At 45.0% G+C, this 14,073-nt stretch carries 11 protein-coding genes; 3 read left to right on the top strand and 8 right to left on the bottom strand.

Going from position 1 to position 14,073, the window contains the following annotated elements:
* Nucleotides 1-12 precede the first annotated feature (12 nt).
* Entirely contained in the window at nucleotides 13-630 is a 618-nt protein-coding gene (locus OCV50_RS04405) for a tRNA-uridine aminocarboxypropyltransferase (protein WP_261903792.1), read from the bottom strand.
* Nucleotides 631-639: 9 nt separating this feature from the next.
* Between OCV50_RS04405 and rrtA the strand changes: the two genes are divergently transcribed.
* On the top strand, nucleotides 640-1,173 hold the full coding sequence (gene rrtA, locus OCV50_RS04400; protein ID WP_261903791.1) for a rhombosortase: 534 nt from the start codon (nucleotides 640-642) through the stop codon (nucleotides 1,171-1,173).
* Nucleotides 1,174-1,226: 53 nt separating this feature from the next.
* Here the strand turns inward: rrtA and OCV50_RS04395 are convergent, their stop codons facing one another.
* The 7 genes from OCV50_RS04395 to tig all read right to left on the bottom strand — a co-directional run bounded on the left by OCV50_RS04395 (nucleotide 1,227) and on the right by tig (nucleotide 10,117).
* Complete coding sequence (locus OCV50_RS04395; RefSeq protein WP_239842511.1) at nucleotides 1,227-1,523, bottom strand: ComEA family DNA-binding protein; 297 nt, start codon at nucleotides 1,521-1,523, stop codon at nucleotides 1,227-1,229.
* Between the two features lie 169 nt (nucleotides 1,524-1,692).
* A complete protein-coding gene (gene ppiD, locus OCV50_RS04390; RefSeq protein ID WP_261903790.1) occupies nucleotides 1,693-3,558 on the bottom strand; it encodes a peptidylprolyl isomerase in 1,866 nt (621 codons plus the stop codon).
* Nucleotides 3,559-3,774: 216 nt separating this feature from the next.
* Complete coding sequence (locus tag OCV50_RS04385) at nucleotides 3,775-4,047, bottom strand: HU family DNA-binding protein (RefSeq protein WP_004736083.1); 273 nt, start codon at nucleotides 4,045-4,047, stop codon at nucleotides 3,775-3,777.
* A 192-nt stretch (nucleotides 4,048-4,239) separates the two neighbouring features.
* The gene (gene lon / locus OCV50_RS04380) at nucleotides 4,240-6,591 is read right to left on the bottom strand and encodes an endopeptidase La (RefSeq protein ID WP_261903789.1); all 2,352 of its coding nucleotides are present in this window, start codon (nucleotides 6,589-6,591) and stop codon (nucleotides 4,240-4,242) included.
* Between the two features lie 132 nt (nucleotides 6,592-6,723).
* Nucleotides 6,724-8,004, bottom strand: a complete 1,281-nt coding sequence (clpX, locus tag OCV50_RS04375; protein ID WP_032549603.1) for an ATP-dependent protease ATP-binding subunit ClpX — start codon at nucleotides 8,002-8,004, stop codon at nucleotides 6,724-6,726.
* 82 nt (nucleotides 8,005-8,086) lie between these two features.
* Nucleotides 8,087-8,713 carry an ATP-dependent Clp endopeptidase proteolytic subunit ClpP gene (gene clpP, locus OCV50_RS04370; protein ID WP_239842514.1) on the bottom strand — a complete coding sequence of 209 codons (627 nt, stop codon included), beginning with the start codon at nucleotides 8,711-8,713 and terminating at the stop codon, nucleotides 8,087-8,089.
* Nucleotides 8,714-8,818: 105 nt separating this feature from the next.
* Nucleotides 8,819-10,117 carry a trigger factor gene (gene tig, locus OCV50_RS04365; RefSeq protein ID WP_239842515.1) on the bottom strand — a complete coding sequence of 433 codons (1,299 nt, stop codon included), beginning with the start codon at nucleotides 10,115-10,117 and terminating at the stop codon, nucleotides 8,819-8,821.
* A gap of 628 nt (nucleotides 10,118-10,745) precedes the next feature.
* Here tig and OCV50_RS04360 point away from each other — a divergent pair.
* Both OCV50_RS04360 and OCV50_RS04355 read left to right on the top strand, forming a co-directional pair.
* Nucleotides 10,746-12,560, top strand: coding sequence for a sensor histidine kinase (locus OCV50_RS04360; protein WP_261903788.1), 1,815 nt, complete (start codon nucleotides 10,746-10,748; stop codon nucleotides 12,558-12,560).
* Nucleotides 12,561-12,570: 10 nt separating this feature from the next.
* Complete coding sequence (locus tag OCV50_RS04355) at nucleotides 12,571-13,905, top strand: sigma-54-dependent transcriptional regulator (protein WP_239842517.1); 1,335 nt, start codon at nucleotides 12,571-12,573, stop codon at nucleotides 13,903-13,905.
* Nucleotides 13,906-14,073: the final 168 nt, after the last annotated feature.

Genomic DNA, 14,073 nt, shown 5'->3' with positions numbered 1-14,073 from the left:
ACTGAGGAGCGCCTAACTCAAGTAGTTTTTCTCAAACACACCCGGCGGCATTTGGTCGATTTGAAACTGAATCATTCGGTCAAATGCTGCAAGTAAAGGAGCAAACTCGCGATGAGGTTGCAATAGAGCCAGCAAATGGTAGCCCGCTTCCACGGTAGAAAGGCTATTTTCACTCGGCGCTTTGCGAATCCGATAGTTCCCTTTCAGATCTTTTGGTAAATGAACGGTATCTAGCTGCTGTAAATTACTCGAGACTTGCCACATCTTGAAAGCTTTCTTCCAGGTTCCATCCAGTAAGATGACCCTTAGCTTGCTCTCGGTAGAGTTACCTAAGCCAGAAGTCGATAACTGTTCAACCGATACCGAAGTCTCACCCGGGTATAAAATCGCATGCCGGTACTCACTGTCGCCTAACAAGCGATTCAGATCCTCATGTTCAGAAAAATCTTCACCGATGAAAGTCACGCTATTTGACAACGACAAAGACAAAATACGTGCAGTACCCATTGGCCTATGCTCTTCTGATGGATGTTGAAGAATGATAAGCTCAACGTCAGATTCTAGTGGAGTGATCCACTGACAAATACACGCTTTCATAGCCTTTCGGCATTGTGGGCAATAACGAGACATGGATTTACGGTGTACCCTGCTTTAGTTTTTATTTCACTGATATGTGTACTATTCCAATTCGACCCGATTCAAACTTGGGTCGTTTGGGATCAAACTGCGATCGCCAATGGACAATGGTGGCGAATCGTAACAGGAAACTTTTCCCATACCAACCTTTCGCACTTAGCAATGAACCTCGCTGGATTGTGGGTGATCTGCTTTGTATTTCAACCAAGCCGAATTCGAATCCTTGCCTATCTATTTTTAATCAGCGTGTTTACCGGAGCGGGACTCTTGCTGACCGACATGCAAAGTTATGTCGGCTTATCGGGGACACTACACGGATTGTTTGGCGCGTTCGCGCTGACAGAAGCTCTGACAGGTCGCCGTTCAAGTTGGTTGTTGGTTGGTGGACTAGTCGCGAAAATCGCTTGGGAGCAGCTTATGGGGCCTTCTGCTACAACAGGAGCGTTAATTAACGCACGTGTTGCAATCGAGGCTCACCTTATCGGCGCAATCGGTGGGCTCTTACTGGCATGGGTTAAAGTAAAACGAAGGATATGAAGGGTAAGTTCGCCCTTCATATCCCGCTTATTCTCCGTCATATCTAAATAGTATTAAAGCTCGATTCTTTTTCGATTCTTCTCGACCGTGGCCGAGCCGATGCCCTTTACATTGGCGAGGTCTTCTGGCTTTTCAAACGCGCCATGTTGGTCACGATATTGCACGATTTCTTGCGCTTTCTTATTACCGATTCCTACCAACAAGGCAGATAGCTCTTCTGCTGTTGCTGTATTTATATTTACCGTCACTTCAATACCCTCATAGAGCTCAGCTTTCGACGGACTATCTGCCCAAACCGAACAACTAAAGACAATCATAAGAGACATTAAAAGAGTATATAGGGGTTTCATTTTTCGCTCCGTTCCATGATGAGAAAACTGAACGTTACGCTTTGAAATGCACCTGCTGTAGTTTATTGAGGCAAAAATAAAGCGGGTCACCTAAGTGACCCGCTTTAAGTTACAACTGATTTTCATTGTCGTGTAGGCTGACTCGCAAACCTACTCTTCAATCAATCTGTTACTGACCTTGACCTACAATGTAGTATTCAACATCTGCATTCTTACGAAGTACATTTAGAACGTTAGTCAGGTCTTGCTGATTACCAACTCGCTCTAATTGCGCACCGATTTGAGTGCTGTAAGCTGGGTTGATGTCTGCAGTCACTTTAGAAAGCTCTACAACTACGATGTTACCGTTCTGGTCTTTTGCTTGACCAAATACTGACTGATCCGCTTCAGGCTTCGCAAAAGCAAACACAGAGCTTGCTAGTGGAGAGCTACGGTCAATCGTTTCCAGTTCGCTAAACGTCAGGTTGTTCTCAGCCAATACTGCTTCGTTACCTGCTTTCAGTTCGTTTACAAGAGATACACCTAACTCAATTGCTTGTTGTTCCGCTTTTACAGCAGACAGCGCAGCAACAACTTGGTCTTGCACTTCTTCTAGCGGAAGAACAGTTTCGTCACGAGTTTCTTCAACGCGAACTACAATAACGTGTTCAGGCGCCACTTCGATAACTTCTGAGTTTAGGCCGTCTTCTTTCACTTCTGGGCTTAGAATCGCTTGCATAACAGCAGGCGTCTTCAGTAGCTCAGGAGCGTCGATTTGAGAAACGAAGTCAGTTGTCTGAATCTTAGCGTTGATCGCCTCTGCTGAGTCGTCCAGTGAATCTGGGTACTCAAACGCAACCTTCTCTAGCTCAGTTTGTAGCTCGTAGAACTGGTCTACTGCTTCTTGATCCAGTAGCTCTTGCTTGATTTCCGCCGCTACTTCAGAGAATGGTTGAGCTTTAGAAGCTTGCAGTTCATCTAGCTTGATGATGTGGTAGCCGAATTCAGACTTAACTAGACCTGTTGTGTCGCCTACATTCTCAAGAGCGAAAGCCGCATCTTCGAATGCCGGGTCCATTACGTCACGCTCAATCCAACCTAGGTCACCGCCCAGATCAGCACTGCCGAAGTCATCAGATTTCTCTTCTGCTAGCGCAGCAAAGTCAGCACCTGCATTTAGCTCATCAAGAATCGCTTGTGCTTTCGCTTCGTCATCGCCTTGAACAAGGATATGGCTTACTTTGCGTTGCTCTTCCGTTGAGTACTTATCTAGGTGCTCTTGGTAGTACTGCTCAGCTTGCTCATCAGACACTTCAATCTGACCTTTAAGTGCTTCTGCAGAAAGCTCAATGTAAGATACTTTTGCTTGCTCTGGACGAGTGTAAGCTAGAGGGTTTTGCTGGTAGTACTCTGCAATCTCTTCTTCTGTTAGCTCAACGCTTTTCGCAAGCTCAGCAACAGAAAGTGTTACCGTGCGAATATCACGAGTTTGAGCGATCAGTTTGCTTTGAGTATCGATCTCACCTTGAAGAACAAACTCACTACCCTGTAATGCCGTTACCAACTGGTTGCGCATTAGGTCGCGACGCATGTATTCAGCGAAGCTCTCTGGGCTAAAGCCTGCACGACGAAGTGCCGCTTGATAAACCTCTTGATCAAATTGACCCGCAGTTTGGAACTGAGGCATCTCTAGAATCATAGTGCGGATTTGTGAATCGCTAATACGTAGGCCTAGAGACTCAGCTTGCTGCTCAAGCAGTACATCATTAATCATGCGATCAAGTACTGATTTACGGAAAGACTCTACGTAAGCAGGGTCTGCAAGCATTTGAGAAAAGTAGTCGCCAAGTTGTGATTGCATACGGTTACGTTCGTTTTGGTAAGCCTGTTCAAACTCACCACGACCGATTTCGGTATTGCCAACTTTCGCTGCAGCGTTATTACCGCCACCTGTGATGTAGCTGCCTACACCTGCGAATACGAATGACAGGATAATCAACCCAAGGATAATTTTTACCGCGATGCTATTCACGCCTTCGCGTAATCGATCCATCATAATTTAAGTGCTCTCCGGATATGAAGCATGGGCTTCAATATAAAAATCTTATTCACGCGATATTATCAGAAAAAGAAATGCGCATCAGTAGGATGCGCATAATTTAAATTAGTTCAATGTGCTTTGCACAATAACTGTTTAAGAATGAAACATCATTTTTCAAACAGCTAACGCATCTTGCGACCTTGGCTTAACAAAAGCCTAGGTAATGCAATATTAGTTACATGCGTCTTTTAGTGCTTTACCCGCTTTAAAGCCTGGTACTTTTGCTTCTGCAATTTGGATTTCTTCACCAGTCTTAGGGTTACGACCTGTGCGTGCTGCACGAGTACGAACACTGAATGTACCAAAACCAACAAGTGCTACTTGGTCACCTGATTGAAGTGTTGTGCCAACTGCTTCGATGAATGCGTCTAGAGCGCGGCCAGCTGAAGCTTTAGAGATATCTGCGTTTTCTGCGATTGATTCTACTAGTTGTGTTTTATTCACTGTGTTTCCCCTCTTTGTCATCTGCGACTAATTTAGGATGACGGTACGTTCCATTTTGGTTTTAATTTAGCCAAAAGCCTTATTGCAAAAGGGCTTGCGGCTTTAGTCAATTAACTTAGCGCCCAAAAAAAACGCTGACAAGCCTTTTTAGACTCATCAGCGTAATTCTTTACTTATTTTTGCTGCGCATCACTATTTTTTAGCGACAAACTCGACCCCTGACGGATCTCGTTCTAGTGCAACTTTCAATACTTCATCGATCCACTGAACAGGAATGACTTCCAAATCAGCGATTACATTGTCTGGAATCTCTTCCAAATCACGCTCATTATCTTTTGGAATCAGTACTGTTTTAATGCCACCACGGTGTGCAGCAAGCAGTTTTTCTTTCAAGCCACCGATAGGTAGAACTTCACCACGAAGAGTGATTTCACCCGTCATACCCACTTCCGCTTTCACAGGGTTACCCGTTAGGCTAGAAACAAGCGCAGTACACATTGCGATACCCGCACTTGGGCCATCTTTTGGTGTTGCGCCTTCAGGTACGTGAACGTGGATATCACGCTTCTCGTAGAAATCTGAGTTGATACCCAGCTTCTCAGCACGAGAGCGAACCACTGTCATCGCCGCTTGAATCGACTCTTTCATCACATCACCAAGAGAACCGGTTTGCGTTAGCTTACCTTTACCTGGCATTGCTTCAGTTTCAATCGTTAACAGATCGCCGCCAACTTGAGTCCACGCTAGGCCAGTTACTTGGCCAATACGGTTACTCTCGTCTGCTTTACCGAAGTCATGACGCTGAACACCTAGGTACTCTTTTAGATTGTCCATTGTCACTGTCACTGACTTAAGATCGCTGTCTAGCAAGATGTTCTTAACCGCTTTACGACAGATCTTCGAAATCTCACGCTCTAGGCTACGTACACCCGCTTCACGCGTGTAGTAACGGATAATGCCGATGATTGCAGAATCTTCGATAGTGATTTCGTTTGCCTTAAGACCGTTGCGTTTTACTTGCTTATCAACAAGGTGACGCTTAGCAATGTTCAGCTTCTCGTCTTCTGTGTAGCCCGATAGGCGAATCACTTCCATACGGTCCAGTAGCGGGCCAGGAATATCCATCGAGTTAGACGTTGCAACGAACATTACGTCAGACAGATCGTAATCAACTTCTAGGTAGTGATCGTTAAACGCGTTGTTCTGTTCTGGGTCTAGAACTTCAAGCAGTGCTGAAGACGGGTCGCCACGCATATCAGAAGACATCTTATCGATCTCATCCAATAGGAACAGTGGGTTCTTAACGCCAACTTTTGACATTTTCTGGATTAGCTTACCCGGAAGAGAGCCAATGTAAGTTCGACGGTGACCACGAATCTCTGCTTCATCACGTACGCCGCCTAGCGCCATACGAGTGTACTTACGACCGGTAGCAGCTGCGATAGAGCGACCTAGAGAGGTTTTACCCACACCAGGAGGACCAACAAGACAAAGGATTGGACCTTTCAGCTTGTTGATACGGTTTTGCACCGCCAAGTACTCAAGAATACGTTCTTTAACACGCTCAAGACCGTAGTGGTCTTCGTTTAAGATCTCTTCTGCTTTCGCTAGATTCTTCTTAACTTTCGAACGCTTCGCCCAAGGTACGCCGACCATCCAATCAATGTAGCTACGAACCACTGTTGCTTCTGCCGACATTGGCGACATCATCTTCAGTTTTTGCAGCTCTTGCTCGGTTTTTTCACGCGCTTCTTGCGGCATTTTTGACTCTTCGATCTTCTTCTTAAGAGTCTCGAATTCGTCAGGAGCATCGTCCATCTCGCCAAGTTCTTTCTGAATCGCTTTCATCTGCTCATTCAGGTAGTACTCACGCTGAGATTTTTCCATCTGCTTCTTAACACGACCACGGATGCGTTTTTCTACCTGCAGGATATCAATCTCTGATTCCATTTGGCCCATCAGGAACTCTAGACGCTCAGTCACATCTAGAATCTCTAGTACGTGCTGTTTGTCTACCAGCTTAAGTGGCATGTGTGCTGCGATGGTATCCGCTAGACGAGCGGCTTCATCAATCCCATTCAGAGAAGTTAGTACCTCTGGTGGAATCTTTTTATTTAGCTTAATAAAGCCTTCGAATTGATTGATCGCGCTGCGAACAACCACTTCTTGTTCTTTTTCGTCAAGTTCTGAGGTGACAACGTATTCTGCATCTGCAAGGAAGAATTCACTTTCTTTGAATTGGTGAATTTTTGCACGCTGCTGACCTTCAACAAGCACTTTCACAGTGCCGTCAGGTAGCTTTAAAAGCTGAAGAATCGTAGCAACGGTACCTACTTCGAATAGGTCGTCGATTGAAGGCTCATCGGTATCCGCTTCTTTTTGCGCCACTAGTAGCACTTGTTTGTTAGCTTCCATTGCCGATTCAAGGCAAGTGATCGATTTTTCACGACCAACAAACAGTGGGATAACCATGTGTGGGTAAACCACTACATCACGTAGAGGCAGTACGGGGATCTCGATACGCTCGGAACGTTCCAAGTTCATATATTTCTCTCTTCCGCTTTAACTTATAAAGCAGTATATGGGGCTTAAACGACTGGATTCAATGGAAGAATAAAAAAAAGGAGGTAATTGCTTACCTCCTTTTGGAATTTGAGTCACTAGTCTAAAAAAGACCTACTCTGCTACTGCTGCTTGGTTCTCTGAATTGCTGTAAATCAGAAGAGGTTCTGACTCTCCGTTAATCACAGACTCATCAATAACAACCTTACTCACATCAGTTGATGATGGCAGTTCGTACATCGTTTCTAGCAGCACACCTTCTAAGATTGAACGCAGACCACGAGCACCTGTTTTACGGCTCATTGCTTTCTTAGCAATGGCACGTAGTGCATCTTCACGGAATTCAAGTTCTGTATCTTCAAGCTCGAATAGCGCAGCGTACTGTTTCGTTAGTGCGTTCTTCGGCTCACATAGAATTTGAATTAGCGCTTCTTCGTCTAGTTCTGTCAGTGTGGTTGTCACCGGTAGACGACCAATGAATTCAGGAATCAGACCGTACTTCACTAGATCTTCAGGTTCAACTTGAGTGAATAGCTCACCGATTGTTTTGGTTTCATCTTTTGAACGCACTTCTGCGCCAAAACCGATACCAGAACCTGTTTCTACACGTTGTTCAATCACTTTATCTAGGCCGGCAAATGCACCGCCACAGATAAACAGGATCTTAGATGTATCCACTTGCAAGAACTCTTGCTGTGGATGCTTACGACCACCTTGAGGCGGTACTGAAGCTACTGTGCCTTCTACAAGTTTTAGAAGTGCTTGCTGAACACCTTCACCCGATACATCACGAGTGATAGATGGGTTTTCAGCTTTACGAGAAATCTTATCGATTTCATCGATGTAAACAATGCCGCGTTCCGCTTTCGCTACGTCGTAATCACACTTCTGAAGCAGTTTCTGAATGATGTTTTCTACATCTTCACCCACATAACCCGCTTCGGTTAGTGTGGTTGCATCTGCCATAGTAAATGGAACGTCTAGGAAACGAGCCAATGTTTCAGCGAGTAGTGTTTTACCACTACCAGTAGGGCCGATAAGCAAGATGTTACTCTTACCTAGCTCTACGCCTTCAGCTGTTGTATCACCATTACGTAAACGCTTGTAGTGGTTATATACTGCAACTGCTAGCACTTTCTTCGCGTACTCTTGACCGATTACATAGTCATCAAGGTGCTCTCGAATCTCACGAGGCGTTGGTAACGCTTCAGATTCTTTCTTTGGAAGAACATCTTTGATTTCTTCACGAATAATGTCGTTACAAAGGTCGACACATTCGTCACAAATGTAAACAGAAGGGCCTGCGATTAACTTGCGAACTTCGTGCTGGCTTTTGCCACAGAAAGAGCAGTAAAGCAGTTTACCGCTACCACCCTCTTTGCTTTTATCTGTCATTCGCTAACCTCTTAGCCTTTACTCTCTATGATTTGAGTGTATATCAATTTGCATCAATTTGCGTTAAACAATTGCTGAGCAATTATTGACCGCGATGATTCAGAACTGAATCCACCAAACCGTACTCTACAGCTTGTTCTGCAGACATGAAGTTGTCACGATCAGTGTCACGCTCAACAACTTCTAGAGGCTGACCTGTGTGCTCTGCCAATAGTTTGTTTAGCTTCTGTTTGATCGTTAGGATCTCTTGCGCGTGGATTTGAATATCAGACGCTTGGCCTTGGAAACCGCCAAGTGGCTGGTGAATCATTACACGAGAATTTGGAAGTACGTGACGCTTACCTGGCTCACCACCAGCAAGTAAGAATGCACCCATCGAGCAAGCTTGACCCATACATACAGTGCTCACGTTTGGCTTAATGAACTGCATTGTGTCGTAGATAGACATACCTGCAGTTACGCTGCCACCAGGTGAGTTGATGTAAAGATAGATATCTTTGTCTGGGTTTTCTGATTCCAAGAAAAGCAGTTGAGCCACGACAAGGTTTGCCATGTGGTCTTCCACTTGACCGGTTAAGAAAATGATTCGTTCTTTTAACAGACGAGAATAGATATCGTAAGAACGTTCACCACGGGAAGTTTGTTCAACCACCATTGGAACTAGTGCGTCCATAATCGATGGCATTGTATTTTTTTCTTGGTAGCTCATATTCTTATGTCCCTAAAATAAATGGCCCGAATGATTAAATCATACGGACCATTGTTAGCAGAATTGTCGACCGTACGTCAACCTTCTACGTCAGATATTACTATATTAAGCAGGTTGCTGATTCATTAGCTCGTTGAAGCTAACTTCTTTCTCAGAAACTTGAGCTTTAGCGATGATTGCATCAATAGCTTGCTCTTCTAGAGCAACGTTGCGCATGTTGTTCATCATTTGCTCGTTTTGCTCGTAGTAAGCAATAACTTCAGATGGATCTTCGTATGCAGTAGCCATCTCTTCGATGATTGCTTTTACTTTCTCATCGTCAGCTTTTAGCTCTTCAGACTTGATTACTTCACCAAGTAGAAGGCCAACAACTACGCGACGTTTAGCTTGCTCTTCGAACAGCTCACGTGGAAGTTGGTCAGCAGCTTCAGTGTTGCCACCGAAACGTTGAGCAGCTTGTTGACGTAGAGTACCGATCTCTTGGTCGATAAGTGCAGCTGGAACGTCGATGTCGTTTTCTTTAACTAGACCGTCGATAGCTTGCTCTTTGATGCGGTTCTTAACAGCTTGCTTAAGCTCACGCTCCATGTTCTTACGAACTTCAGCTTTAAGACCTTCAACACCGTCAGTAGCACCGAACTTAGCAACGAATTCTTCGTTTAGTTCTGGAAGTTCACGAGCTTCAACTTTGTTTACTTTGATTGCAAACTTAGCTGCTTTACCTTTTAGGTTTTCAGCGTGGTAATCTTCTGGGAAGTTTACGTCGATTTCGAATTCCATGCCTTTAGTTTTGCCAACGATACCGTCTTCAAAACCAGGGATCATGCGACCAGCACCCATCTCTAGTGGGAAGTTCTCAGCTTTACCGCCTTCGAACTCTTCACCGTCGATAGAACCAACGAAATCGATAGTTGCGCGAGAACCTTCTTCAGCAGCTGCATCAACTTCAGTCCAAGTTGCTTGTTGCTTACGTAGAGTTTCGATCATCTCTTCAACGTCAGCTTCTTTAACTTCTACTGCTGGCTTCTCAACAGTGATGTTTTCTAGACCTTTCAGTTCAACTTCTGGGTAAACTTCAAAAGTTGCGTTGAATACTAGGTCTTCGCCTTCTTTGTTTTCTACTGGTGCGAAAGTTGGTGCGCCAGCTGGGTTGATCTTCTCTTTAACGATCGCTTCGATGAAGTGGCGTTGCATTACTTCGCCCATCACGTCTTGACGTACTGCTTTGCCGTACATTTTAGCAACCATCTTCATTGGCACTTTGCCTTTACGGAAACCATCGAAACGACGGTTTTTCGCGATGTTGCGTAGTTCAGCTGTAACTGCATCTTCGATGTTAGCAGCAGGAACAGTAATATTAAGACGGCGCTCTAGGCCTTCTAGCGTTTCAACAGTAACTTGCATTATATAAAACCTCAAAACTGGCTCAGATAATCTGAGCATATGAGCCGTAACGTGCATTCCTTAGGAACGCGTGTTGTTGGCTGCATCCTTGTGTAGTGCTCTATCCGAACACCTAATTTAAAATTGAGCATTGATGCCTGAGTGATCATTCATTCAAACACCAGACTAATCAGCGATATCTTTTTTCTATGTACTTCAATGAAGCTCATAGCCTGTTTTACAACAAGGAAAGGTATCTCCGATTAGCCTCAGGACAGAAATTTTAGACGCGACATTCTAGCGATCTGTTTAATCTCTGTCGAGCCAATCACCTCAGCTTGATGATGAATGCTCTAAATTCGTCCGCCTGAGAGGGTCATATTCAATCAAAACACCACTCGACACATCGGAAATGGGGACAATAGCGGCTTTTTCAAGGGAATCGAGGGCTTTTTTTCCGAAAAAGCTTAAAAAGAGATCTTGCTCTTGTTTTACCCCTCAGAGTCGATAACTTTTTCAACAATCTCCGTTACAAAGCCTTAACCTATAACTGTCTGTCGACTCTCATTTTTTGAACAATTTATGGCACTTTGAGTGTTGCAGACACCTGACACGCTTTTCTAGACCGTAATTCACAGCGAGAACTCCTATGTTTCAACCTTCCCGCCTGCCTATTTTGCTACTCATCACTTATGGGTTGCTGATGATTCTCGGCGGTCACTGGGTATGGAATATCAGTCATCAAAGCTTGCTTGAAGATCATCAATCAAAACTCGACCGCTTCTCGGTACATATCGCCAGTCAACTGGATAAGTTCGCACACATCCCTGAGCTACTCTCGAAGGACAAAGAGTTGATTGATGCGCTCCATGCACCAGATAACTCTGCGCAAATCGAGCTGACTAATCGCTACCTAGCGCACGTTAATCAAGTAATACAGGCCTCAGACACCTACTTACTCGACCATATTGGTACCACCATCGCTGCGAGTAACTGGAATCAAGCACACTCATTTGTCGGTCGAAATTTCGCTTTTCGCCCCTATTTTCAGCACGCCTTTAGCGGTAAAGAGAATCAGTATTTCGCGCTTGGTTCTACTTCAGGAAAACGTGGCTATTACTACTCTTACCCTGTCTCTTACGCTGCTGAAATCATCGGCGTCATTGTCGTTAAAATGGATCTGTCATTGATTGAGGCAAGCTGGAAGGGAAAACAGAGTTACTTTGTTGCCGACGACAAAGACAACGTGGTGTTTATGTCGAGTAACCCTGACTGGCTTTTTAAAAGCTTACAGCCCTTGGACGATGAACGTAAGCGCCAAATCCAGGAAGGAAGACAGTTCCTTGATACCACGATAGAGAGCTTAAACTTCAACGGTGATCTTGGTTCTTCCACCAGCACGATTCAGTCTTTGCACCCTTTAGTTCATGAACAGTTTTTTGCTTCATCACGCTTTATCGAGCAACCCAAATTAACGGTTCGAGTACTCTCTCCTACTCATTTAGTTTGGTGGGATTTAATCTCTTATTTGGTGGTACTGAGCTTGGTTTTTGCGATCATTTACCTCGCTTTACAGCTCAACCTAAACCGTATCCATCGTCGAGTACAGATAGACAGGCTACAGTCTGAAGCGAAGCAGAAACTCGAATTTTTGGTGTTGGAACGAACATCCGAGTTGCACGCAGAAGTACTGCAACGCACCGAAACAGAGAAGGCGTTAAGGCAGACTCAAGATGAGTTGATCCAAGCAGCAAAGCTGGCTGTTTTGGGGCAGATGTCTGCGAGCATCAGTCATGAATTAAACAACCCACTTGCCGCAATTCGAAGCTATGCCGATAACGGTCGTCTGTTTTTGGCAAAAGAAAAATTTGAACGTGTGGACGACAATCTTTCACGCATCTCATCGCTCACTGATCGCATGGCCAAGATCAGCCATCAACTTCGATCATTTGCCAAAAAGTCTAATGCCGAAGACCTATCGCAACTGCAATTGCTTCCTCTACTGCACTCGTCGATAGAGCTCATGAAACCTCAATTGAAAGCAGAAAGAGTCGCGATGTCCCCCCTTCCCGACAAATTGGATGCTCTCATTCAGGCCAATGCGATCCAGCTTGAACAGGTGATCATTAATCTGATTACTAATGGTATACAGGCCATGGAAGGACAAGAGAGTAAACAGTTGAACCTCGAGTTCGAGCATCACATGAATACCAACTCAGAGCGTTTTATTCAGCTACACATTGATGATAACGGCCCAGGCTTTGCCCATGACACGCCACAGCAGTTCTTTGAACCATTCCATACCACTAAGAAGAATGGTTTAGGCCTTGGCTTATCAATCTCACAACAAATTATTCGAGGCATTAACGGCGAACTCACCCACGCCAAAAGCCCACTAGGCGGAGCGAGATTTACTATCTGTCTGCCGTTAATTACAGAACAACAAAATAACAATAACGATTAAAGGAACCATTATGTGCCATGTCTATTTCATTGATGATGAACCAGATCTTCGGCTAGCCAGTGAACAAAGTTTTGAATTGGCCGATATTGATGCTCAATTTTTCCCTGATGCAGAATCAGCGCTGATTGCAATCCAAGAGCATGGGCTGCCACATGTCATCATCACTGATATCTGCCTTCCAGGACTCTCTGGCCATGACCTATTAAATACCGTCATCCATAAAGACAAAGAGCTACCGGTGATCATGATTACCGGACACGGCGACATCTCAATGGCGGTGAAATCCATTCACGATGGCGCTTACGATTTTATTGAGAAGCCCTTTGCCAACGAGAGGCTAATTGAGACAACGAAACGTGCCATAGAAAAGCGTCAACTGATCCTTGAAAACCGTGAACTAAAACAGTCATTAAAAGCCAGCCAAACCTTAGGACCTCGTATCATTGGCGAGACACCCGTGATCCAAGAATTACGCTCAACCATCACTCATGTTGCTGACACCAGTGCCGACATCTTGCTGTTTGGCGAAACCGGTACAGGTAAAGAGCTGGTCGCTCGCTCACTCCATGAACAGAGCAGCCGAAGAGAGCAGAATTTCGTCGCGGTTAACTGTGGCGCTGTACCTGAGAACTTGATTGAGAGCGAACTCTACGGCCACGAAAAAGGCGCCTTTACCGGAGCAGAGACCAAGAGGATCGGTAAATTTGAGCATGCCCAAGGCGGAACCCTGTTCCTAGATGAGATCGAATCTATGCCAATGCAGGCGCAAATTCGTCTACTGCGAGTACTACAAGAGCGTGTTATTGAGCGCATCGGTTCTAACCAGCTTCAACCTCTTGATATTCGCGTCATCGCCGCCACCAAGGTCGATCTCAAAAAAGCGGCTGCAGAAGGCACATTTAGACAAGACCTCTATTACCGACTTAATGTCGTCACGCTCGACTTACCACCTCTACGCAGTCGAAAAGAGGACATCGCCGCCCTCTTCCACCACTTCTTGTTAGTGGCTGCCGCACGCTACGGTAAAACTGCGCAAGCGCTACCTAGCAGTGACCTGCACAAATTAATGGCGCATGACTGGCCCGGTAATGTACGTGAGCTAAGAAACACGGCTGAACGCTTTATCTTACTTGGAAAGCTAGCACAGCTGGGAGATGTGGTTGAACAAGAGGCATGTTCGAGTTTGGCCGACCAAGTTGCCAGCTTTGAGAAATCAGTGATCGAACAGGCTTTGATCGATAACGAAGGCAGTATAAAGCTAACCATGGAACTGCTTAACGTGCCAAGGAAGACGCTCTACGACAAAATGCAGCGTTACCAAATCGATAAAGACGATTTTAAGTAAAATACCTCTGCCAATTTAGGCTTTAAATTGGCAGAGATCCACGTGCTCATCCATACTTTGAGCACCAGAGTTTAAAACAATAAAATCATGAACGAGAAAACAACCGTACCTGCCATATCCGATACCGTTTTGATAGACGGGCATTACGAAGAAGAGAAGCGTTCAGGC

Origin of the sequence: Vibrio fortis, from assembly GCF_024347475.1 — a bacterium.
Lineage (GTDB): Bacteria > Pseudomonadota > Gammaproteobacteria > Enterobacterales > Vibrionaceae > Vibrio > Vibrio fortis.
The sequence above is the reverse complement of the archived record's forward strand: the minus strand, read 5'-3'. Positions and strand labels throughout refer to the sequence as shown.

What these genes read in the sequence shown, in the direction of transcription:
- OCV50_RS04405 (WP_261903792.1), bottom strand. Translation starts at nt 630, where the DNA reads ATGTCTCGTTATTGCCCACAATGCCGAAAGGCTATGAAAGCGTGTATT.
- OCV50_RS04395 (WP_239842511.1), bottom strand. Translation starts at nt 1,523, where the DNA reads ATGAAACCCCTATATACTCTTTTAATGTCTCTTATGATTGTCTTTAGT.
- ppiD (WP_261903790.1), bottom strand. Translation starts at nt 3,558, where the DNA reads ATGATGGATCGATTACGCGAAGGCGTGAATAGCATCGCGGTAAAAATT.
- lon (WP_261903789.1), bottom strand. Translation starts at nt 6,591, where the DNA reads ATGAACTTGGAACGTTCCGAGCGTATCGAGATCCCCGTACTGCCTCTA.
- clpX (WP_032549603.1), bottom strand. Translation starts at nt 8,004, where the DNA reads ATGACAGATAAAAGCAAAGAGGGTGGTAGCGGTAAACTGCTTTACTGC.
- clpP (WP_239842514.1), bottom strand. Translation starts at nt 8,713, where the DNA reads ATGAGCTACCAAGAAAAAAATACAATGCCATCGATTATGGACGCACTA.
- tig (WP_239842515.1), bottom strand. Translation starts at nt 10,117, where the DNA reads ATGCAAGTTACTGTTGAAACGCTAGAAGGCCTAGAGCGCCGTCTTAAT.
- OCV50_RS04360 (WP_261903788.1), top strand. Translation starts at nt 10,746, where the DNA reads ATGTTTCAACCTTCCCGCCTGCCTATTTTGCTACTCATCACTTATGGG.
- OCV50_RS04355 (WP_239842517.1), top strand. Translation starts at nt 12,571, where the DNA reads ATGTGCCATGTCTATTTCATTGATGATGAACCAGATCTTCGGCTAGCC.